This window comes from Opitutia bacterium (assembly GCA_016217545.1).
Lineage (GTDB): Bacteria > Verrucomicrobiota > Verrucomicrobiia > Opitutales > Opitutaceae > Didemnitutus.
The window spans coordinates 67885-88091 of sequence record JACRHT010000017.1 but is presented as its reverse complement, the minus strand read 5'-3'; the positions used below and the strand labels follow the sequence as shown (position 1 = coordinate 88091).

Sequence of the window (20207 nt, the reverse complement as noted above, 5' to 3'; positions counted from 1 at the left end):
GGCCGCCAAGCGTGCAATCGCATGAAGCCCACGCTCGTTTACCCCTTCGCGCTGGCGTTCGTCGCGGCGTTGACCGCCGCTCCCTCGACGAACATCGAGGCGATTCGCGCCGACCGTGCGGCGCGGCAGCAGGAGCTGATGGCCGAGTATCGCGAGTTTGTCGCCTTGCCCAACGTCTCGGGTGATCGCGAGAACGTGCGCCGCAACGCTGAGTTTCTGGTCGTGGCGATGAAGCGGCGCGGCATCGCGGCCGAGTTGCTCGAGGGCGAGACGGGCGCGACGAATCCCGCGGTGTTCGGCGAGGTGAAGGTGCCGGGCGCGACGACGACGGTGATTTACTACGCGCACTACGACGGGCAGCCGGTGAACCCGAAGCAGTGGGCGGAAGGCTTGGAGCCGTTCAAGCCGGTGTTCGTGACGGCGCCGGTCGAACGTGGCGGCAAGAACGTCGCGTGGCAGCCGGGCCAGCCGATCGATCCGACGTGGCGCATCAGCGCACGCGCGGCGGCGGACGACAAGGCGGGCGTGTTTTCGATTCTCAACGGTTACGATGCGCTCGTGCAGACCGGGCAGGCGCCGACGGTGAACGTGAAGTTTTTCTTCGAGGGCGAGGAGGAAATCGGCTCGGTGCACCTCGCGGAACTGCTGCGGAAGCACAAGGCGAAGCTCGCGAGCGATCTTTGGATCATTTGCGACGGGCCGCGTCACGTTTCGGGCCGCAAGGTCGTCCAATTCGGTGTGCGGGGCGACGTGAACATGGACCTGATCGCGTATGGCCCGAAGCGTCCGTTGCACAGCGGCAACTACGGCAACTTCGCGCCGAACCCCGCGCAGCGGCTCGTGACGTTGCTCGCGAGCATGAAGGACGACGGCGGCCGCGTGCTCGTGCCGGGATACTACGACGACTACGTGCAGTTTTCCGAGACGGAGCGGCTGGCGGTGCGCGAGGCGTCGTTTGCCGATGCGGCATTGCTGAAAGAGCTCGGGCTCGCTCAGCCCGAGGTGCCGGGCCGGGCTTTGCTGGAGGGCTTCGAGCTGCCGACGCTCAACATCAACGGCATCCAATCGGCGAACGTCGGGCGGCTCGCGGCGAACATCATCCCGAGCAGCGCACGCGTGACCCTCGATCTGCGCATGGTGCTCGGCAACGAGTGGCGGCGGCAGGTGCAGCGCGTCGTCGATCACATCAAGGCGCAGGGCTGGCATATCATCGACCACGAGGCGACCGACGAAGAACGTCTCGCGCACGCCAAGCTGATGCGCATCGAAGTCGGCAGTGGCTACAACGCGCAGCGGACGCTGATGAATTTGCCGATCGCCCAGAAGGTCGTCGCGGCGGTGCAGTCGACCAGCGCGGAGCCGGTTGTGAAGCTGCCGACGGGCGGAGGCAGCTTGCCGCTGATCGTCATCGAGCAGGAACTGGGCGCGAAAGTGATCACGGTGCCGGTGGCGAACTACGACAACAACCAGCACGCCGAGAACGAGAACATGCGCGTCGACTATCTCTGGGAGGGGATGGCGACGTTCGCGGCGCTGATGCGGTTGGAGTGACGGAGGGTGAGGGCGCGACACGCGGAAGCCGGTCGCGCGTGCGGGAGCGGTTTTGACAGCGAGTTGACCGAAATGGTGTTGCTGGTGCCCGCCGCTCGCGGTTTCACAGAAGCCATGCGCTTCCTCGTCCTCGCCGTCGCATGCTTGCTGCTGGCAGTGGCGCCGGCGTCGGCCGTCCACTACGGGCAGTCACGCGAGGACGTCATCAAGGAACTCGGCAAGCCGGCGTCCGACCTGAAGCGCGGAACGCGCGAGGTGCTGATCTACAAGGCCGGGCGGATCGAGTTGGACGGCGGCAAGGTCGCCATCGTGCAAGGATTGCCGGTGACGGAAGAACCGGTTGCGGCGCCAATCGCTGACTCCCCGTTGCCCACATCTCCGGTCGAGGCGGCGAAGGCGGCGGCTGCGGACGGCGCGAAATCGAAGCCGCTCCCGGCGGCCGCATCGCCCGTCTCGACTGCGAAGGAGAAAAGCGTGGAGCAGCAGATGATCGAGGCGGACGTGGCCGCGCGGGCGAAGATGGAGAAGCAGATCGAGGAACTCGAAAATCCGCCGAAGCCGGCGCACGACTACGACCGCGGGCCACCGCGGTGGCTGACGTTCATCGTCGAGCTGCTCGTCAAGGCGTTGCTGATGCTCGCGGCGTTGAAGCTCACGGCGAAGTATTGGGGCGTGGAGATTTCGTGGTTCGGCCTGGCGATGGCTGCCCTGGCGGACACGGTGACGCGGGCGGCGGTGGGGGCGATTGCGCTGTGGGCGCTCGGAATGGGGACGACGATGTATGCGGACGAAGCGACGGCCGCGATCATCCTCGTCGTCGTGCTGCGCAAGGTGAGTTACAACCAATCGCTCGCGCAGGCGGTCACGATCACGATGACATCCAAGACGTTTTCGATCGTGGTGGGTTCGTTCCTATCGGTGTTCGTGTTGCGCACGCTTTTCGGCGGCGGCGGCGGGCTCATGCCGTTCTGAGTTCGCGCGGCCGGAGTTCCTGCGGAATTGAGGCGACGAAATTTTTTCGCTTGTGCACGTGTCTGTCCCAGCTACCTTGACGAGACAAGGTAGCTTGCTCATCCCGAAATCATGGCCATCGACGAAAAATTCACCGCGATCCGCAAAGGACTCCTCGAGTTCCTGGTGTTGAAGATCATCGCGGCTGAGAAGGTCTACGCGGCGGATATCCTCGCGCAGCTGGCCAAGACGGATTTCGCGACGCAGGAAGGCACGCTGTATCCGCTGCTGAGCAAGATGCGGCGCGAGGGGCTGCTCGATTACGAGTGGCAGGAGTCGGAGGCGGGACCGCCGCGGAAGTATTACGAGCTGACGGCCAAGGGCCGGGAGCAGCTCCGCGAGACGCTCGACTACTGGGGCAAGATCAGCGGCACGGTGAAGAATCTCGGGCAAAAATGAACGGCCTGCGGGCCTTCCTTCCATGAACAAGGTGATCACGATCAATCTCGGCGGCACGGCCTACCAGCTGGAAGAAACCGGCTACGATGCGTTGCGCGCCTATCTCGAGGCCGCGGGAGCGCGGCTCCAGAACAATCCGGACCGAGGAGAAATTCTCTCTGACATCGAGGCGTCAATCGGCGAGAAGTTCCGCGGGCGCCTCAACGCGCACAAGAATGTCGTGACGGCGCAGGAGGTGGCGGCGGTGCTCGCCGAGATGGGGCCGATCGAGGACGACTCGTCGGCCCACGCGCCCGGCGGCGCCGCGCGCAACGAGCCAAAGAGCGAGTGCGACGAGCCCCGCGCGGCGGGAGCGGCCGGGGCCGGCCCGGTGAAGCGGCTTTATCGCATCTACGACGGCGCGATGGTTTCGGGCGTCTGCAACGGGCTGGGCGCCTATTTCGGCGTCGACCCGACGATCGTGCGCGTGGCGTTCGTGCTGCTGACGCTCGCGTGGGGCGCGGGAGCGCTGGTGTATTTGCTGCTCGTGATCGTGGTGCCGGTGGCCAAGTCGCCGGAGGAGAAGGCGGCGTCGGCCGGCGAGCCGTTCACGGCGCAGGAGTTCATCAAGCGGGCGCGTGCCGGCTACTACGGCGCGATGCGCGACTTCCATGACCACCACGCGCGGCGCGAGTGGAAGCGGCGGTTTCGCGAGGAAATGCGCGGATGGCGCCGGTCGTTCCGGCGCGAGATGCGCGCGGGGGCTTGGGGACGTTCCGCTTGTTTCAGCGAAGGTGGCGCCGTGCCGCCGACGCCGACTTTTGCGCTCCCCTTCATTTCCGTGATGCACGGCATGCTGGCGGTGCTGATGGTTTGCGCGGTGATCACGCTGCTGGCGACGGGGACGCTGCTCGGAGCGGCGTTGCCGGCGAATCTTCCGGTGTGGGTGGCGCTGCTGCTGATGCTGTTCGCTTACGGCATGGTGTCGTGGCCGCTGAAGGCGGCGCGGCGTGCGTTCTATCACGGAGCGTTTTCCGGGCCGCCGTGGGCGTGGTCGGCGGCGATGGCGGTCGACTGGGTCGTGTGGCTCGCCGTGGTGGCGGTGATGCTCTGGCTCGCGGTGAAGCACCTGCCGATGGCGCAGGACGCGGTGCACAACCTGCCGGGCGTCGCGCGGGATGCGGCGCACAGCATTCGGGAGTGGTGGAGCAGCTGGTGAAAACCGCCGCGCAGAACGAATCAGGCGTCGCTCCGGTCGCAACGGGCCGGCTGCAGCGCTTCCGCAGCGAGTTGGCCGACCTGGCGTTCGCGCTGGAGCGGCGCGGGCGGATCGACGCGGCGGATGTGGTGAACGCGATCGCGGCGCGCGTGGCCGAAATCGAAGCCGAGTTGGCTGTTACGGCGGAGCCTGGTGCGACATGATTGCCGCCGTCATCGTCCTTGCGGCTCTGATGGTGCTCGTCGCGACCGACCAAGCCGACGGCGGCAGCTGACGGGGGCCGCGCTCAGCTGGCGAACTGCACCCGCGGGTTCGTATCGAGGAATTTCGCGATGGCGGCGACGAAGGTGGGGCCGTATTCGGCGCGCTTCTTCTCGCCGATGCCGGTGATGCCGTCGAGTTGGTCGACATCGATCGGGTATTCGCGAGCGAGCTGGCGAAGCGTCGCATCGCCGAAGACGACGTAGGCCGGAACGCCGCGCTCGTCGGCGAGTTTCTTGCGCAGCTCGCGCAGGCGGGCGAAGAGGATCTCGTCGCACTCGATCTCGCCCTCGCGGCGCGTGATGCGTTTCGCTTTCGGCAGCGAGAGCGGTTTGGTGAGGGTGATCTTTTCGCGCGAGCGAAGGACGTTCATGCCGTCCTCGGTGAGTTCGAGAATGGGAAACTCACCCTCGGCCTGGGCGACGTAGCCGAGGCGCATGAGTTCGCGGCCGACGGCGGCCCACGCGGGGCGGGCGAGTTCCTTGCCGATGCCGTAGGTCGTGAGCTTGTCGTGATTCCAGCGCAGGACCTTCTCGGTTTCGGCACCGGTGAGGACTTCGATGAGGTGATTCATCCCGACGCCGAAGCGGCCGGTTTGGCGGATGCGGTAGATGCAGGAGAGGAATTTCTGCGCCACGACGGTGCCGTCGTAGGTTTCGCGCGGCTCGAGGCAGTTGTCGCACGCGCCGCATTCGTTGACGGGAAACTTCTCACCGAAGTAAGCGAGCAGCTCGCTGCGGCGGCAGCCGGCGCTCTCGGCGTAGTGCATCATCAGGCGGAGCTGATTGCGTGCGACGGTCTTCTCGTGCTCATCGGTCATCTCGTCGATGAAGTGCGTCTGCTTCGCGGCGTCCCCGCCGGAGAAGAGCAGGAGGCAATCGCTCGGCAGGCTGTCGCGGCCGGCGCGGCCGGTTTCCTGGTAGTAGCCCTCGATATTTTTCGGGAGGTCGTGGTGGATGACCCAGCGGACGTTGGGCTTGTTGATGCCCATGCCGAAGGCGATCGTGGCGCAGATGATGCGGCACTCGTCGCGGAGGAAGAGTTCCTGGTTGCGCGACCGCTCCTCGGCGTCGAGCCCGGCGTGATAGGCGCGGGCGGAGAAGCCGCGGCCAGCGAGCGCCTCGGCGACGCGCTCGGTCGTGGCGCGCGTGGCGCAGTAGATGATGCCGCTCTCGTCTTCGCGCTTGCGGACGAAGTCGATGATTTGCTTCAGCGGCTGGTCCTTCGCGAGGACGCGGTAGGTGAGGTTCGGGCGGTTGAAGCTGGCGACGAAGACGGCGGGGTCGCGCAGCTGGAGGTGTTTGACGATGTCCTCGCGCACGCGCTCGGTCGCGGTGGCGGTGAGCGCCATGACGGGCACCTCGGGCAGGAGTTTGCGGAGGCGGGCGAGCTGGCGGTATTCGGGGCGAAAATCGTGGCCCCACTCGGAGACGCAGTGCGCCTCGTCGATGGCGAGGGCGGTGATGTTCCAGTTGGAGAGGTTCTCCTTCCACTCGTCGAGCATCAGCCGCTCGGGCGCGACGTAGAGCAGGCGCCACTCGCCTTTGTGCAGGCCGCGGAGGCGCGATCTCGCTTCGTCGGCGGAAAGAGTAGAATTGAGAAATGTGGCGGCGACGCCGGCGGCCTGGAGCTGGTCGACCTGATCCTTCATCAGGGCGATGAGCGGCGAGACGACGACGGTCAGGCCGGAGCGGTGGAGCGCGGGGAGTTGGAAGCAGAGCGATTTGCCGCCGCCGGTGGGGAGGAGAGCGAAGACGTCCTTCCCTGCGAGGGAGGTCTCGATGATCTCGCGCTGCAACGGCCGGAAGGCGCCGTAGCCGAACGTGGTTTTGAGCGTGAGCAGGAGGTCGTCCACAAACTGTCCAGAGTGCGTGACGGCCCGTGCGGCAATCAAGCGTGGAGGCGAAAATGCCGGCGAGTTTTTATTTTAACCCGAGCCAGCGGGCGAGGGCGCGGACGGCGTCGGCGGATTGGTGGCCGCGTTTGACGGAACGGGCTTCGACGCGGAGGCGGCCGGCGGCGCGGTCGGCTTTCGGATCGACGTGGCCGACGAGTTCGAGGCCGGCGAGAATCGGAAGCGAGTAGTGGCCGCGCACGCGTTTGGCGGGCGGCGTGTAGGCTTCCCACGTGTAGTCGAAGTTCCAGAGCGCCGCCGTGACGCGGCGGTCGTAGATCAGCGGGTCGAGGGGGGCGAGGAGGTGGAGGGGAGGAGTTGAGAGTTGAGGGCTGAGCGTTGAGAGCTCGAGCAGCGGGAGGTCGCTGCGAAGGCAGAAGAGCGGGGGGCAGCCTTCGACGGCGATGGGTTGAACGAGTTCGGCGACGAGGGGAAGTTCGTCGCGTTTGAGGGTGCAGAGGCGGCGCTGACGGAGTTTCAGTTCGGCGCACCAGCGGGCGGTGGCGCGGCGCGACGGTTCCGATTGTGCGAGGATATCGGGCGGGAGGATGCGCTCGGGCAGATCGTAGTAGCGGCGGTTGCCGGTGCCGCGTTTGGCGATGAGGAGGCGGCCGTGAAAGAAGAGTTTTTGCAGCGTCGCTTTCACGAGCGACGAGGCACCCCAAATCTGCCGCGCGGGGCCGTGATCGTCGAAGTCCTCCGCGCTGAGCGGACCGCGCGAGGCGATCTCGATGAGGAGCTTTTCGGCGAGAGCTTTTTGTTTCGCCGACAGGCGGCCCGACCAGGCGCCGGAGCGGTGGGTGCGGCTGCGCATGGCGGCGAGGAGGTGCGGCCAGGCTTCGTGGCCGAAGGCGACGAGGATGCCGGTTTGCGGGTGGTGATGTTCGAAGGCGTTGCGCGCTGCCGCGGATTTTACCGTCACGTCGCCGTGCAGGTGTTGCACGAGGTCGCCCTCGCGGTAGCCAGCGACGCGATTGCGCAGGATGAGATCGTGCATGCGCCCGCAGATGTTGAGCGGGTCGATTTGGACGTAGCCGAGATGGGCGAGGGCGGTGCCGACGTCGGCGACCGGCTCGTCGAGCAGCTGCGCGCGGCGCATGAAGCGGCGGGCGTGATCGGGGGGCAGGCGGAACGGTGCGGGCAGCACGGAGGAAGAAAGACTGAGGACGGAGGACGGCGGGGCGGCAAGCTCGACGACGAGGCAGCGGGTCGAGTGGAGAAGCGGTGCAGTTCGGGTGTGTTGCGGGTGGTCGGCTGTTTTTCGCCTTCGGCTGCGGGCGTTGCTTTCGGCTTCGGAAAATAAAAAGGCCGCGCATCGCTGCGCGGCCGGGAAGTTATCTCGGGCGGTGCGGTTATTTCTTCGGCACGGCGGCTTGCAGCTCGTCGAGGCGCTTCTGGAGGGCGTTCATCTCGGTGACGAGGCGCTCTTCCATCTTCTTGCGGTCGGAGCTGTTCACGATGCTCATGCTGGCGGCGTCGCGGACGACGTTGGCCGGCAGCGAGAGGAGGCGGGTGAGAAGGCCCTGATCCTTGAAGCTGCTGAGGTAGAGCGCGGTGATTTCGTGGGAGAGCTTCATGGAGTCCTGCGCGATGGCTTGGGCGGTCATCACGTTGTTGTTGAGCTCCTGGTTGCGGGCCATCTCGGCGGTGAGGACGCCGCTGATCTGGTTCGTGATGCGCTGCGAATACTGGGCGATGGACTCGCGGGTGAGGTTCTGGTCTTTCGACATCTCGGCGAGGATCGGGGAAATGCGCTCCGCGAGGCGGCCGCCGACCTTGTCGATCTGCTCGTTCTGGATCTTTTCGGCTTCCTCGGGCGTTTTCGGAACCTGGCCGTAGGGGAGGACTTTGGCCGCGATGGCTTCGGCGAGCTTGTTCATCTTCTCTTGATTCAACTTCTGCACCTCCTCGTCGGTCATGAACATGTCGGCGGAGCGCTTCGCGATGGCGTCCTTGAGCAGCGTGTTGACGGCCTCGATGTGGCGGCGGGTCTCTTCCGCGGAGGCCTTGAGTTCGGCGTTGGTCTGTTCGCGCAGCGCGTTCATCTCGGTCTGCTGCCGGGTCGCGAGGTCTTGCACGGTTTTTTGGTGGAACCAGAAAATCGCGCCGCCAACGAGAAGGGCGGTAAGGATGACCGCCGGAATTTGTGCTTTAAGATTTTGCCACATGTGTGTGTCGGGTTGAGATAACTGCCGACAGTCAGACAGATAGAATGTTCAAATGCAACGCCGCCTTCGTCTCGCCAAACGTGTAAAAACCTCTGCCGCATGAGTCTGAATCGCTACGAACAATCGCTCTTCGATTACTGGCAACGCCAGCCGGAGGAGTTGCGGCATTGGCAGATGAAGACCGTGGAGGCGGCGAAGCGGTCCGCGTTGCCCGGTGACGTCGCGCGCGGACTCGAACGTGAGCTGTGGGACTATTTTCGCGAGCGGACGGCGCAAGTGCCGGCGCTGCGGTCGCTCAGCCCGGGTGGCGGTGAGCGCGTGAGCATGCTGAATCTCGCCGAGCTGATGCTGCGACTCTGGGGGCCGCTGCCGAAACCAAAACGCCCGGCGACGCGCCCGCCGGAGAGGTGAAGGGACGGTGCGTCAGGCGTCGTGTCGCAACGTGACGAGCGTCGCGCCCCAGCTGCCGCTGTGTTCGTCGCCGAGGCGGAAGCCGACGACGCGCGGCGAGCGGCGCAGGAGTGCGTGGACGGTCTCGCGCAAGGTGCCGGTGCCTTTGCCGTGCACGACGCGCACGGTGAAGATGCCGGCGCGGACGCACTCCGCGAAATAGTCGTCCAGCAGCGTTGCGACCTCGGCCGGGCGAAACGTGTGCAGGTCGAGCTCGCCGGTGATCGGAACACGGACGGGTTCGTTGGCTGCCGGGTCTTCGGTCACGGCGGCAATCAAGGTGAGAGGCCGGACGTGCGCAAAAGAAAACCCGCCCCTTGCGGGGCGGGTTGGACACACACACAACTGACAAACAAAATTCGGGAGATCAGGAGCGAACCTGCGCGGGCGTCTTGCTCGCGACGGCGACCGGGCGCTCTTGCTGCGGGGCGCTCTGCGCGATGACGTTGAGCGAGGGCAGCGTGGTGCGGACGGCGACCGTGGGCTTGGCCTGGTTGCGGAAGGCCTCGAGGCTCTGCGCGATGGTCTTCTCGGCTTCCGTGTAGCGCGGGGCGGTGACGATGTAGGCCGGGAGGTCGACGACGTTTTCGTTGTGGTTCTGCGCGGCGGCGGAGGCGGCGGTGACGGTGAGGCTGGCGCTCACGAGGGAGAGGATGAAAGTGATCTTCTTCATGGTTCGTATCGGTTGATGCCACCACTACACGCAAGCGCGGTGCCAAGTTGCGGAGGGTCGCGTAAGTGGCAGTGAATGCGTGGAATGGATTTTTCGGGCTAGTTGGGGAACCTGTGCGACCCCGCCTCTCCGTCACGCGCGCGGCATCGGCGATTCCCACGCGTGGGACGATTTCGGCCGGGTCATGCCTGACCATGACTTTCGGACGCCGAAAGGGCGTCGCGAGCGGCTGAGGATGGCGCTGAATTGGCGGCGTCATCCTCGTTTCCGCCATGCTGCAATTCGATCATCTCACTCAGCGCTACGGCGCCCTCACGGCACTCGACGACGTCTCGCTCATGATCGAGCGCGGCGAGTTTTTCGGCCTGCTTGGACCCAACGGAGCGGGCAAGAGCACGCTCATGTCGCTCATTGCGGGTCTGCGCGAGCCGACCGCCGGCACGTTGCGGCTCGGCGGCGTGAATCTCGCCGGGCGACCGACCGATGCCGTGCGCGCGATCGGTTTCGTGCCGCAATCAGTCGCGCTCTACGAGGATCTCACGGCGGAGGAGAATCTCGGCATCTTCGGTCGCCTCTACGGTCTCGCGGGCAAGGCGCTCGCCGCGCGCATCGACGAGTGCCTGGCCGCGGTGCAGCTGGCGGATCGCCGGAAACACGCGGTGAAGACTTTTTCAGGCGGCATGCAGCGACGGCTGAATCTCGCCGCGAGTCTGCTGCACGAGCCGCAGTTGCTGCTCTGCGACGAGCCGACCGTCGGCGTCGATCCGCAATCGCGCAACGCGATCTTCGATCTGCTTCAGCGGCTCAATCGCGAGGGGCTGACCGTGATCTACTCGACGCACTACATGGAAGAGGCCACGCGACTCTGCTCTCGTATCGGCATCATCGACCACGGCAAAATTCTCGCGCTCGGCACGCTGGAGGAATTGCTCGCGCGCCTGCCCGCGGCGGAGGTCGTGAGTTTTGCGCGCGACGGCACGCCGCCCGCGGCGGTCGCGGCGCTGGCGCGCTTCGGGACGTTGCGCGAACACGACGAGCGCTGCGAAGTGCTCCTCGCGGCGGGCGCAAGCCTTGCGGACTTTTTCGCCGCGACCCAGGCCGCCGGCTTGCCGGACCGAGCGTTCACGCTGAAGCGCCCGACGCTCGAGGATCTCTTTCTTCACCTGACCGGCAAAACCCTGCGCGAATAACACCGCCATGCACCTCGTCCTCACGCTCCTCCGCAAGGATTGCCTCAATTTCAAGAAAGACCGCGTCGCGGTGGGCCTCACATTCCTCGTGCCGATCGTGCTGATCTACATCTTCGGCCAAGTGTTCGGCGTGAACCGCAAGGACACGGGGCCGGTCGGCATACCGCTCGCGATCGTGAACCAGAGCAGCGCGCCGGAAGTGGCGACACTGATCGACGCGCTGAAACGCGAAAAGGCGTTCCGCGTCGTCGAGACCGGGACCGACGCCGACGCGCAAGGTCGCCTCCAGCCGCTGACGGAGGAGGTGGTGCGCGCGGGCTTCAAGAACGACCGCTTCCGCTTCGCCCTCGTGTTCCCGACGGACGCGACGAGCGACGCGCGTTTCGGGCTGCGCATGAAGTTCCTCACAAATCCGCGCAACGAGATCGAGACGCAGACCGTGACGGGCTTGCTCCAGAAAACCGTCTACACCGCCGCGCCTCAGTTGCTCATGCAGTCGCTGCGCAAGCAGGCGGTGGAGTTCATCGGCGCGAAGGACACCGACAAATTCTACGGCGAGATCGCGGGCAGCGTGAGCCGCGCGTTCAACCTCGATGAAGCCAAAGTGCGCGAGACCATGGCGCGCGGCGAAATCCCGCGCTCGAACCCGGCGTCCGCGAAACCCGACGGCGCGTCTGCGAGCGGCGTCGGCGACTTCATGGATCGCGTGATCAAGATCGAGAAAGAGCAACTCGCCGGCGCACAGGTGAAGAACGCCGCGGCGACGCGCGTGGTCGGCGGCTGGGCGATGATGTTCCTGCTGTTCTCGCTCAGTGGCATGGCGACATCGCTCTTCGAGGAGAAGAAGGCCGGCCTTTTCCTGCGGTTGCTCTCGGCGCCGGTGCGTCGGTCGCACCTGTTGTGGAGCAAGTATCTCTTCGGCATCGCACTCGGGCTCGTGCAACTCGTCACGCTCTTCTTCGCGGGACGCCTGATGTTCGGCATCGATGTGCTTTCGAATTTCGGGAATTTCGTCGTGATTTGCCTCGTGGCGGCGATGGCGTGCACGGCGTTCGGGATGTTGCTCGCGTCGATCACGCGCACGCAGGCCGCAGCGTCGGGGCTGGCGACGCTGCTGATCCTCACGATGAGTTCCATCGGCGGCGCGTGGTTTCCGACGTCGTTCATGCCGGAGTTCATCCAGAAACTCAGCAAGCTGACCGTCGTCTACTGGTCGATGGAAGGCTTCGCGCTGGTGCTGTGGAACGGATGCACGTTCACCGAACTGCTGCCGACACTCGGCGTGCTGCTCGGCATGTCGGCCGTGCTCGTGGCGATCAGCCTGTGGCGATTCCGCCGCGGGCCGATTTTCGATTGAGCGAGGCGGCGCGGATGCCGCCGGGGATCAAGCCTTGGGCTGGTCCGGCGGCGTCGTCTGGGACGTTGGCGTTGGGCCCGTCGGCGGCGCGGCGGGAGTGACGTTCTGCGGCGGTGCGGCGGGCGCGACCGGCTTCGGGGCGAAGCGCTTCGCTTCGGCGGATTCCTCCGGTTTCTCGTCCATCGCTTCCTTGATCTGATACTCGACGTCGGCCGCGGCCTTCTTGAATTCCTTCACGGATTTGCCGAGTCCTTTGGCGAGTTCAGGGAGCTTGTTGGCGCCGAAGAGGAGCAGGATGATGAAGAGGATCAGCATCAGCTCGGGGCCGCCGATGCCTTCGATGAACGCGAACGGGAAATTCATGGTCGGGGATTAGACGTGCGCGGGCCGAAAAGGTAACGGCGAAAATCGCGATTAGCCGTGCGTGATGTCGACGAGGAATTTCTGTGTCTGGCCTGGCCCGACATGATGCAGGCCGAGTTTGGTTTCCGGCGCATTGGGCGGGCCCATCCACGGCTCGACGCAGTAATAGGGGACCTTGTCGTCGGCGGCCCAGGTGACGACGGCGGCGTCCTTCGCCGTCGTGTTGGAGAAGCCGGTCCGAAAACGCAGACGCGCGCCGGTGGTGCGCTCGGTGACCTGAAACTGGTGGCCGCGCAACGCGGTGTGGACCGTGTCGATGAGCGCCGGGTTGTCCAACGTCTCGCGCGGTTGCAGGCGCGGGCCGTCGACGAGTTGGCCGGATTCGTTGCGGCGCACCGTGCGCGCGGCGGGGACTTCGAGCACGTAGTCCTTCCGCGTGAGGCCTGCGGACCACGGCAGGTTGAAATAGAAATGATGGCCGGCCGACCACGGGATGGGCGTTTGGCCGAGGTTGGTGAGCTCGAGTTCGACGTATACCGCGTTCGCCTCGAAGCGGTAGCTGACGACGAATTCGTAGTCGAACGGGTAGCCCTCCTTCGCCTCTGCACCCGGCACGAACACGGCGGAGAAACCGCGCTCGTCGAGGCGCTTCACGCGGAACTCGCCTTGCCGCGCGAAACCATGCATTGGCATCGGTCGACGCACGCCATCGTCGGCGCGCCAGGAGCCGATCTCGCCGCGGTCGTAGATGCGGCCGTTGAAAGGGAAGAGAATCGGATTTCCGCCGCGCACCTTCGCGATGTCGTCGAGCTTGTCCAGTTCCGGCCAGTAGATGAGGTCGCGGACGTTGCCGTCGCCGAGAGTGACGTTCCAGTGCATCAGGCGCGCGCCCTTTTCCGGCAGGGCGAGGAAGGTCGACGGCCCGACCTGCCAGCGATAAATCGTATGCCCCAGATACGGGATGCGTTCCATGTTGGCTTGGTTTGAAAGAAAAATGCCGCGACACACCAACCCAAATCGCGCCGCTCGCGTGTCAGGCGCGAAAAATTTGAAACGCTTCGGGGCTTTGTAAGTTGAGCGCGCTTGCAGCGGTTGCGCGCTGCGGTATGGTCCGATGCTGTGAACCTTGGGCGTCTTGCCTTTCTATTCCTCGTGGCGGTGGGAGTGTCGTTCGCGGCGGATCACGCCGTCGCCACCCCGCCGACGGTCGCGCCGGCCAAGCGCGTCGCCTTTGTCATCCCCGTGCGGGACGAGATCGCCAAGCCCACGCTCTACATCATCCGGCGCGGCCTGAAGGAAGCCGTCGAGCAGAAAGCCGACCTGGTCGTGCTCGACATGAAAACGCCCGGCGGCGCACTCGATTCGACTTTCGAGATCATGGAGGCGCTCGGCAAATTTCCGGGCAAGACGGTGACGTTTGTCGACGATCAGGCGATCTCCGCCGGCGCGTTCATCGCCGCGACGACGGAGGAAATCTGGTTCGCGCCGCGCGGAAAAATCGGCGCAGCCGCGCCGGTCGACTCCTCCGGCAAAGACATCGACAAGACGATGAGGCAGAAGGTCGTCAGTTTTCTTCGCGCCGAAGTGCGTTCGATTTCCGAGGGCAAAGGCCTGCGCGGGCAGGTGGTTTCTGCGATGATCGACGAGGATTTCGAGCTGAAGATCGGCGACACGATCCTGAAGCCGAAAGGCGAACTGCTCACGCTGACCGCGAGCGAAGCGATGAAGACCTACGGCGACCCGGCGCAGCCGCTGCTGGGAGCCGGCATCGCGACCGATATCACCGCGTTGCTCACGAAGAAATTCGGCGCGGGCAACTTCGAGGTGCGCGAGTTTCGCATCACGTGGTCGGAATCGCTCGCGCAATACCTCACCGCGCTCGCTCCAATTCTGACGGGCCTGGGCCTGCTCGCGCTGTTTCTGGAATTCAAGATGCCGTCGCACGGCCTGTTTGCCGGCGTGGGCATTCTCCTACTGCTGGTCGTCTTCTTCGGTCACTACGTGGCGGGTTTTTCGGGGCACGAGCCGGTGCTGTTGTTCACGCTCGGCCTGTTGCTGGTGCTCGCTGAGGTGCTGTTTTTCCCCGGCGTGGCATTGCCGGCGGTGACGGGGCTCGTGCTGATGCTCGGGGCGCTCGTGTGGTCGATGGCGGACCTGTGGCCGAATGAGCCAATCCAGTTCTCGGGCGAGGCGTTTGCGCGGCCGCTGTCGAATGTCGGTCTCGGCGTGCTACTTTCGGTGGCCTTCGGCGTCGTGCTGCTCCGGTTCCTGCCGCAAGGATGGATCTGGGACCGCCTGACCGTGAACGCGGTGGCGGGCACGGTGGCGCAAGCGGCGGCCGGTGGCGCGCGGACGTCGGACTTGATCGGTGCGAGCGGGATCGCGGCGACCGCGTTGCGCCCGGGAGGACAGATCGAGATTGCCGGCCGACGCTACGAAGCCCGCGCGGCCCTCGGCAGCATCGCGTCGGGGACACGCGTCGTGGTGCGCGCGCGGGAAGATTTCGCCTTGGTGGTGGAGGAGGACAAAGCATGAACGCGATCATCCTGTTGTTTGTCGTCGGCGCGCTGTTGCTCACGGCGGAGATTTTCCTGCCGGGTGCAATCGCGGGCATCATTGGCGGCGTCGCGCTCGCGGCGGGGAGTCTGCTGTCGTTCCGCGAATTCGGCTTCAACGGCGGGCTGCTCGCGAGTTTCGGCGCGCTGGCGCTCGTCGGCGCGATGCTGTATCTCGAACTCGTGGTGCTGCCGAAAACCGCCTTCGGCAAACGCATGGTGGTGCAGTCGACAGTCAGCGCCACCAGCCAGCCCCCGCCGGCTCCGGCGGAAGTCGTGGTCGGTCGTGACGCGGTCGCGCTCACGACGCTCGCGCCGAGCGGCTACGTCGAGATCGACGGGCGCCGCTACGAGGCTTTCAGCCGCTCCGGCCACGTGGCGAAGGGCGCCGCGTTGCGCGTGGTCGGCGTCGACAATTTTCGCATCATCGTCACCCAATCCTAAATTTAACCCATGAGCTCGATCCCCCTCATATTCCTCATCCCCATCATCGTTGTCGTCCTCATCATTGTGGGCGTCTTCATTTCGTTCATCGGCGTCTGGCTCAAAGCCCGCCTGAACGGCGCGCCTGTCAGTGTGCTGAATCTCCTCGGTATGCGCCTCGGTGGCGTCCCCTACGGCCTCGTGGTCGAGGCACGCATCACGGCGGTGAAGGCCGGCATTGAGGTCTCGACCGACAAGATCGCGGCGCACTACCTCGCGGGCGGCAATGTCGTCCCGACCATCCAGGCGATGGTCGCGGCCGAGAAGGCCGGCATCGAGCTCGGTTGGGATCGCGCCTGCGCCATCGACCTCGCGACCAAGGGCTCCGGCAAAAGCGTGGTCGAGGCCGTTCGCACCTCCGTCGATCCGAAGGTCATCGATTGTCCGAATCCCGACCAAGGCCGCACCACCATCGACGGCGTGGCGAAGGACGGCATCCAAGTGAAGGTGAAGGCGCGCGTCACCGTGCGCACGCACCTCGACCGCTTCGTCGGCGGCGCCAAGGAAGAGACCATCATCGCGCGCGTCGGCGAAGGCATTGTCACGACCATCGGCTCGGCCGAGAGCTACAAGACCGTGCTCGAGTCGCCGGACAGCATTTCCAAAACCGTGCTCGCGCGCGGCCTCGACGTCGGCTCGGCGTTCGAGATTCTTTCGATCGACATCGCGGACGTGGACGTCGGCGAGAACGTCGGCGCCAAGCTCCAGGAAGCGCAGGCCGAGGCGAACAAGAACATGGCGCAGGCCCAGGCGGAAATCCGCCGCGCCGCCGCCGTCGCCCTCGAACAGGAAATGAAGGCCCGCGTGCAGGAGATGCAGGCGAAGGTCGTCGAGGCGCAGGCGCAGGTGCCGCTCGCGATGGCCGAGGCGTTCCGCACCGGACGACTTGGCGTCATGGATTACTACAAGATGGAGAACATCCAATCGGACACGGCCATGCGCGGTTCCATCGCGCACCCCGAGGGCAAGAAGTAAGCCCCCCGCGCGGCTTCTCCCCATGGAAGAAATCCTCAACTGGGTCGCAAAGCACGCGTGGACGCTCGTGATCATCGCGGGCGTGATCGCCCAGGTCATCAAGGCGATCCGCGGGCAGAAGGACGACGAGCCTGCCGCGCCCGCGGACTCCGCGGACAAGCCGTTCGCCGATCCCGAGCTGGCCGAACGCACGCGCCGCATCCGCGAGGACATCCAGCGCAAGATCGAGGAACGCCGGCGCGGGATGGGGCAGGGCGGCTACGAGCAGCCGTCCGCGCCGCCGCCCGTTCCCGCAGCGGAGGAGAATCCCTACGACAACCCGCCGCCGTTGGTGCGCGAGGTCGTGGTCGAATCCGCGCCGGAACCGATCCGCGCGAGCGTTCCGCGCTTCGAGACGCAGCGTCACGCCGAGATATTGGAGCAACAGGCCGCGCTCGCGGAGAAGATGCGCGAGCTCGAGCTGATGAAAGCCGCCGCGGCCCGCCGCACGGAGTTCGAGCAGCAGACGGCCGACACGCAGACCGCGGACAAGGTGGCGGCGCGTGGGGCGCTGCTCGACGATTTGCGCAACCGCGGCGCGCTGCGCCGGGCCTTTGTCCTGCGCGAAGTGCTTGGCCCGCCGGTGGCGCTTCGCTGAGCATCGCATTTCGGGCGCGGTTCGCCGCGCCCTTTTTTTTGCGCAGGGAAAAGCAGCGTCGCGATCGCCTCCGAGCCTCCCGGCGTCTCCGGTGTTGAACTCGCGCGCGTTTCCGGCAGCGTCGCTCGTCCATGGACCGTCTTCAAGGCCTGTGCGGAATCGCGTTGATCCTCGGTATCGCGTTCCTCGTCTCGAATAATCGTCGCCGCATCAACTACCGGCTCGTCGCCAGCGGCATCGCGCTCCAAGTCGTGATCGCGCTGCTGGTGTTCAAAGTCGGCCCGGTGGGGCGCTTCTTCCAGCTGCTGGGCCACGGCATCGGCAAGCTCGAGGAATTTTCACGGCAGGGCGCGGCGTTCGTCTACGGTGGCATCGCCGTCGACCAGGGCGGCAAGATCGGCAACTATTTCGCCGGCGGCTTCGTCTTCGCCTTCAACGTCACCGCGACGATCGTCCTCGTCTGCGCGCTCGTCGCGATACTCTACCATTTCGGGATCATGCAGCGCGTCGTGGCGGTCATCGCGCGCGCGATGAATTTCATCATGCGCGTCTCCGGTGCCGAGTCGCTGAGCAACGTCGCCAGCGCCTTCGTCGGCCAAGTCGAGGCGCAGGTGATGATCCGGCCTTATCTCTCCGGCATGACTAACAGCGAGCTGCTCGCCTCGATGAGCGGATCGCTCGCCTGCATCGCGGGCGGCATTCTCGTCGTCTACGCCAACATGGGCGCGGCGGCAGGCATGGACCTCGCGCCGAAGCTCATCACCGCGTCGCTCATGGCGGCGCCTGGTGCGCTCGTGATCGCCAAGATCGTTTTCCCCGAAACGCAGGAGAGCCAGACGATGGGCACGGTGAAACTCGAAGTGAAGAGCGGGTATTCCAACGTCATCGATGCGATTTCCCACGGTGCCGGCGACGGCTTCAAGATCGCGATGAACGTCATCGCCATGCTCATCGGCTTCATCGCCGTGATCGCGTGCCTCGACTGGATCCTGACTTCGATCGGCCACATCTTCAGCCCGAACTTCAATCTCACACTGAACTGGATTTTCGGGAAGCTGTTCTACCCGATGGCGTGGGCGATGGGCGTGCCCTCGCAGGACGTGAGCAGCGTCGCGACGCTGCTTGGCCAGAAGCTCACGATCAACGAATTCGTCGCGTTTCAGAATCTCACCAACAAGAGCGTGCCGATCGTGACCGACAAGGGCCTGCTCATCCTCAGCATCGCCATTTGTGGTTTCGCGAACTTCAGCAGCGTGGGCATGCAGATCGGCGGCATCGGCGCGCTCGCGCCCGAACGCCGCGCCGACCTCGCCAAGCTCGGTTTGAAGGCGCTGCTGTGCGGCACGCTCGCGTCGTATCTTTCCGCGACGTTGGCGGGCATCGTGATCTGAGCGAACCGCGCCGTAGGGCGCCGGCCTGTAAACACTAGGTGAATCCCCTCGCACGCGTGGGGCGTCGGTGACTTTTGCGTGTTGGGTGAAACTATTGGCGTCGTTCGTGCGTCAATGCCGCTCGAAGTCCCCCGCCATGAACCATGCCATCGAAATCCTCCTCGCCGCCGGTGCGCTTGTCGCAGCCGCTGCGGTGGGAGCCACCTGCCTGATCGGTCTCGCCGTCTGGCTGGGTGGCCAAACCGAGCGCCCGGCCAAGTGACGCCCTGACGCTCTGCACTTGGCGGCGAGGGCCAGCGCCGCAAGTGTGGGTTTCATGGATGTGCACGAACGCCTCGCGAAATTTCTCGGCCAAACTCCCGCCGTCTCGTCGGCCGCGTTTGTCGCGCCCAACGCGACGGTCCTCGGCGCCGTCACTCTCGGGGCCAACAGCAGCGTGTGGTATGGCTGCGTGCTGCGCGGCGACATCAATTCGATCGAGGTGGGCGAGGGGAGCAACGTTCAGGACCTCACCATGGTTCACCTGGCCGACAATTTCGGCGTGAAGATCGGTCGCTACACCACGGTCGGTCACAGCGCGATCGTCCACGCGTGCGAAATCGGCGACGAGTGCCTGATCGGCATGGGCGCGACCATTCTCGACGGCGCGAAAATCGGCGACCAGTGCATCGTTGGCGCCAACGCGCTCGTCACGCAAAAATTCGAAGCACCGGCGGGTTCGATGATTCTCGGCTCCCCGGCGAAGATCGTTCGCGCGCTCACGGACGACGAGCGCGGCAGCATCAAGAAATGGGCGCTGAAATACATCGAGGTCGCGCGAGCGCACGCGGAGCGCGTTGAGGGTTCCCGCAGCGTTTGACGCCGACCCGCGTCGAAGGGATCGGCCGGCCTTTCGACAACGGATGCGCAGACCTCCGTGCGTGTGTCGATTACAGTGGGACAACCCAAGGAGATCCCATGAAACATAACGTCGGATCCTACGATGCAGGAATTCGCTACGTGCTCGGCTGGTTGATCGTCATCTGGGGCGTGCACACGGGCAACAAATGGGGCTTCATCGCCCTGCTACCTCTGATCACAGCGGGAATCGGGTTCTGCCCGGCCTACTGTCTGTTCCACGTCGACACGACCGCGCCAGACAATCACGTCGCCAGCTAACGCGCGCGTTCGAGGACGCTGAACGTGTAGCGGTAGTTTGCGTCGGCGCTTTCCTTGCGCCATGTCTCGCGCCAGGCGAGGTGGCGCCACTCGGGGAAGAACGTATCACCCGGCACGTCGGCGTGCACGAGTGTGAGCAACAGTCGATCGCAGATCGGCAACGTTTCCTCGTAGATGCGCTGGCCGCCGCAGACCATGATTTCACCCGGGAGCGTTTGCGCGATCGCTAGCGCCGTCGTCACGTCGCGCGCGACGTGCACGCCCGGCGCCGCCACCGTGGCGCTCGAAGTGATCACGACCGGCACGCGACCGTCCTGCCGCACGCGTGGCCAGGTTTCGTAGCAAATGCGACCCAGCACCACCGTCGTGCCGGCGGTCTTGTCGTGGAACCACGCCTTGTCCTCGGGAATATCGAACGGCAAGCGCCGGTCGCGACCGATCACGCGGTTCTTGGCGCAGGCAACGATGAGGTTGATCGGTTTCGGCATGGAAT

General features: G+C 65.3%; 23 protein-coding genes. 15 read left to right on the top strand and 8 right to left on the bottom strand.

Translation table 11 applies throughout. The features are described 5' to 3' along the window. Positions 1-21 precede the first annotated feature (21 nt). The 5 genes from HZA32_16310 to HZA32_16290 all read left to right on the top strand — a co-directional run bounded on the left by HZA32_16310 (position 22) and on the right by HZA32_16290 (position 4362). The gene (locus HZA32_16310) at positions 22-1551 is read left to right on the top strand and encodes a M20/M25/M40 family metallo-hydrolase (protein MBI5425643.1); all 1530 of its coding nucleotides are present in this window, start codon (positions 22-24) and stop codon (positions 1549-1551) included. A 114-nt stretch (positions 1552-1665) separates the two neighbouring features. Continuing rightward, complete coding sequence (locus HZA32_16305; GenBank protein ID MBI5425642.1) at positions 1666-2523, top strand: hypothetical protein; 858 nt, start codon at positions 1666-1668, stop codon at positions 2521-2523. Positions 2524-2634: 111 nt separating this feature from the next. Continuing rightward, positions 2635-2961, top strand: coding sequence for a PadR family transcriptional regulator (locus HZA32_16300; protein ID MBI5425641.1), 327 nt, complete (start codon positions 2635-2637; stop codon positions 2959-2961). A gap of 22 nt (positions 2962-2983) precedes the next feature. Next, positions 2984-4159 (top strand): PspC domain-containing protein, encoded by a 1176-nt coding sequence (locus HZA32_16295; GenBank protein MBI5425640.1) that lies wholly within the window; start codon positions 2984-2986, stop codon positions 4157-4159. Next, a complete protein-coding gene (locus HZA32_16290; GenBank protein ID MBI5425639.1) occupies positions 4144-4362 on the top strand; it encodes a hypothetical protein in 219 nt (72 codons plus the stop codon). The genes HZA32_16295 and HZA32_16290 overlap by 16 nt, the downstream gene beginning before the upstream one ends. Before the next feature lie 83 nt (positions 4363-4445). On the opposite strand, the gene recQ is transcribed toward HZA32_16290, so the two are convergent. The 3 genes from recQ to HZA32_16275 form a co-directional block, all read right to left on the bottom strand. Further along, positions 4446-6275 carry a DNA helicase RecQ gene (recQ, locus tag HZA32_16285; GenBank protein ID MBI5425638.1) on the bottom strand — a complete coding sequence of 610 codons (1830 nt, stop codon included), beginning with the start codon at positions 6273-6275 and terminating at the stop codon, positions 4446-4448. Positions 6276-6342: 67 nt separating this feature from the next. Then, on the bottom strand, positions 6343-7413 hold the full coding sequence (locus HZA32_16280) for a winged helix DNA-binding domain-containing protein (protein ID MBI5425637.1): 1071 nt from the start codon (positions 7411-7413) through the stop codon (positions 6343-6345). Between the two features lie 253 nt (positions 7414-7666). Further along, the gene (locus HZA32_16275; GenBank protein ID MBI5425636.1) at positions 7667-8482 is read right to left on the bottom strand and encodes a hypothetical protein; all 816 of its coding nucleotides are present in this window, start codon (positions 8480-8482) and stop codon (positions 7667-7669) included. Positions 8483-8581: 99 nt separating this feature from the next. On the opposite strand from HZA32_16275, the gene HZA32_16270 reads away from it, so the two are divergent. Further along, a complete protein-coding gene (locus tag HZA32_16270) occupies positions 8582-8893 on the top strand; it encodes a hypothetical protein (protein ID MBI5425635.1) in 312 nt (103 codons plus the stop codon). 12 nt (positions 8894-8905) lie between these two features. Here the strand turns inward: HZA32_16270 and HZA32_16265 are convergent, their stop codons facing one another. Both HZA32_16265 and HZA32_16260 read right to left on the bottom strand, forming a co-directional pair. Then, positions 8906-9199, bottom strand: a complete 294-nt coding sequence (locus tag HZA32_16265) for a Smr/MutS family protein (protein MBI5425634.1) — start codon at positions 9197-9199, stop codon at positions 8906-8908. Positions 9200-9299: 100 nt separating this feature from the next. Continuing rightward, positions 9300-9605 carry a hypothetical protein gene (locus HZA32_16260; protein ID MBI5425633.1) on the bottom strand — a complete coding sequence of 102 codons (306 nt, stop codon included), beginning with the start codon at positions 9603-9605 and terminating at the stop codon, positions 9300-9302. 272 nt (positions 9606-9877) lie between these two features. Between HZA32_16260 and HZA32_16255 the strand changes: the two genes are divergently transcribed. Together HZA32_16255 and HZA32_16250 are read left to right on the top strand one after the other, a co-directional pair. Next, positions 9878-10795 carry an ABC transporter ATP-binding protein gene (locus tag HZA32_16255; GenBank protein MBI5425632.1) on the top strand — a complete coding sequence of 306 codons (918 nt, stop codon included), beginning with the start codon at positions 9878-9880 and terminating at the stop codon, positions 10793-10795. Between the two features lie 7 nt (positions 10796-10802). Next, entirely contained in the window at positions 10803-12152 is a 1350-nt protein-coding gene (locus tag HZA32_16250; GenBank protein ID MBI5425631.1) for an ABC transporter permease, read from the top strand. A 27-nt stretch (positions 12153-12179) separates the two neighbouring features. Here HZA32_16250 and HZA32_16245 read toward each other — a convergent pair whose 3' ends face one another. Together HZA32_16245 and HZA32_16240 are read right to left on the bottom strand one after the other, a co-directional pair. Next, positions 12180-12494 (bottom strand): twin-arginine translocase TatA/TatE family subunit, encoded by a 315-nt coding sequence (locus HZA32_16245; GenBank protein ID MBI5425630.1) that lies wholly within the window; start codon positions 12492-12494, stop codon positions 12180-12182. A gap of 72 nt (positions 12495-12566) precedes the next feature. Then, on the bottom strand, positions 12567-13487 hold the full coding sequence (locus HZA32_16240) for an aldose epimerase (GenBank protein ID MBI5425629.1): 921 nt from the start codon (positions 13485-13487) through the stop codon (positions 12567-12569). Between the two features lie 111 nt (positions 13488-13598). Between HZA32_16240 and HZA32_16235 the strand changes: the two genes are divergently transcribed. The 7 genes from HZA32_16235 to HZA32_16205 all read left to right on the top strand — a co-directional run bounded on the left by HZA32_16235 (position 13599) and on the right by HZA32_16205 (position 19714). Beyond that, a complete protein-coding gene (locus tag HZA32_16235) occupies positions 13599-15050 on the top strand; it encodes a hypothetical protein (protein ID MBI5425628.1) in 1452 nt (483 codons plus the stop codon). Further along, positions 15047-15514, top strand: a complete 468-nt coding sequence (locus tag HZA32_16230) for a serine protease (protein MBI5425627.1) — start codon at positions 15047-15049, stop codon at positions 15512-15514. The genes HZA32_16235 and HZA32_16230 overlap by 4 nt, the downstream gene beginning before the upstream one ends. 9 nt (positions 15515-15523) lie before the next feature. Continuing rightward, positions 15524-16528, top strand: a complete 1005-nt coding sequence (floA, locus tag HZA32_16225; GenBank protein MBI5425626.1) for a flotillin-like protein FloA — start codon at positions 15524-15526, stop codon at positions 16526-16528. A 22-nt stretch (positions 16529-16550) separates the two neighbouring features. After that, on the top strand, positions 16551-17165 hold the full coding sequence (locus HZA32_16220; protein MBI5425625.1) for a hypothetical protein: 615 nt from the start codon (positions 16551-16553) through the stop codon (positions 17163-17165). A 131-nt stretch (positions 17166-17296) separates the two neighbouring features. Then, entirely contained in the window at positions 17297-18556 is a 1260-nt protein-coding gene (locus tag HZA32_16215) for a NupC/NupG family nucleoside CNT transporter (protein ID MBI5425624.1), read from the top strand. 316 nt (positions 18557-18872) lie between these two features. Further along, positions 18873-19415: a gamma carbonic anhydrase family protein gene (locus HZA32_16210; GenBank protein MBI5425623.1), complete on the top strand. Its 543-nt coding sequence runs from the start codon at positions 18873-18875 to the stop codon at positions 19413-19415. Positions 19416-19513: 98 nt separating this feature from the next. Beyond that, complete coding sequence (locus HZA32_16205) at positions 19514-19714, top strand: DUF2892 domain-containing protein (GenBank protein MBI5425622.1); 201 nt, start codon at positions 19514-19516, stop codon at positions 19712-19714. On the opposite strand, the gene HZA32_16200 is transcribed toward HZA32_16205, so the two are convergent. After that, entirely contained in the window at positions 19711-20202 is a 492-nt protein-coding gene (locus HZA32_16200) for a dihydrofolate reductase (GenBank protein ID MBI5425621.1), read from the bottom strand. The genes HZA32_16205 and HZA32_16200 overlap by 4 nt on opposite strands. Between the last annotated feature and the right edge of the window lie 5 nt (positions 20203-20207).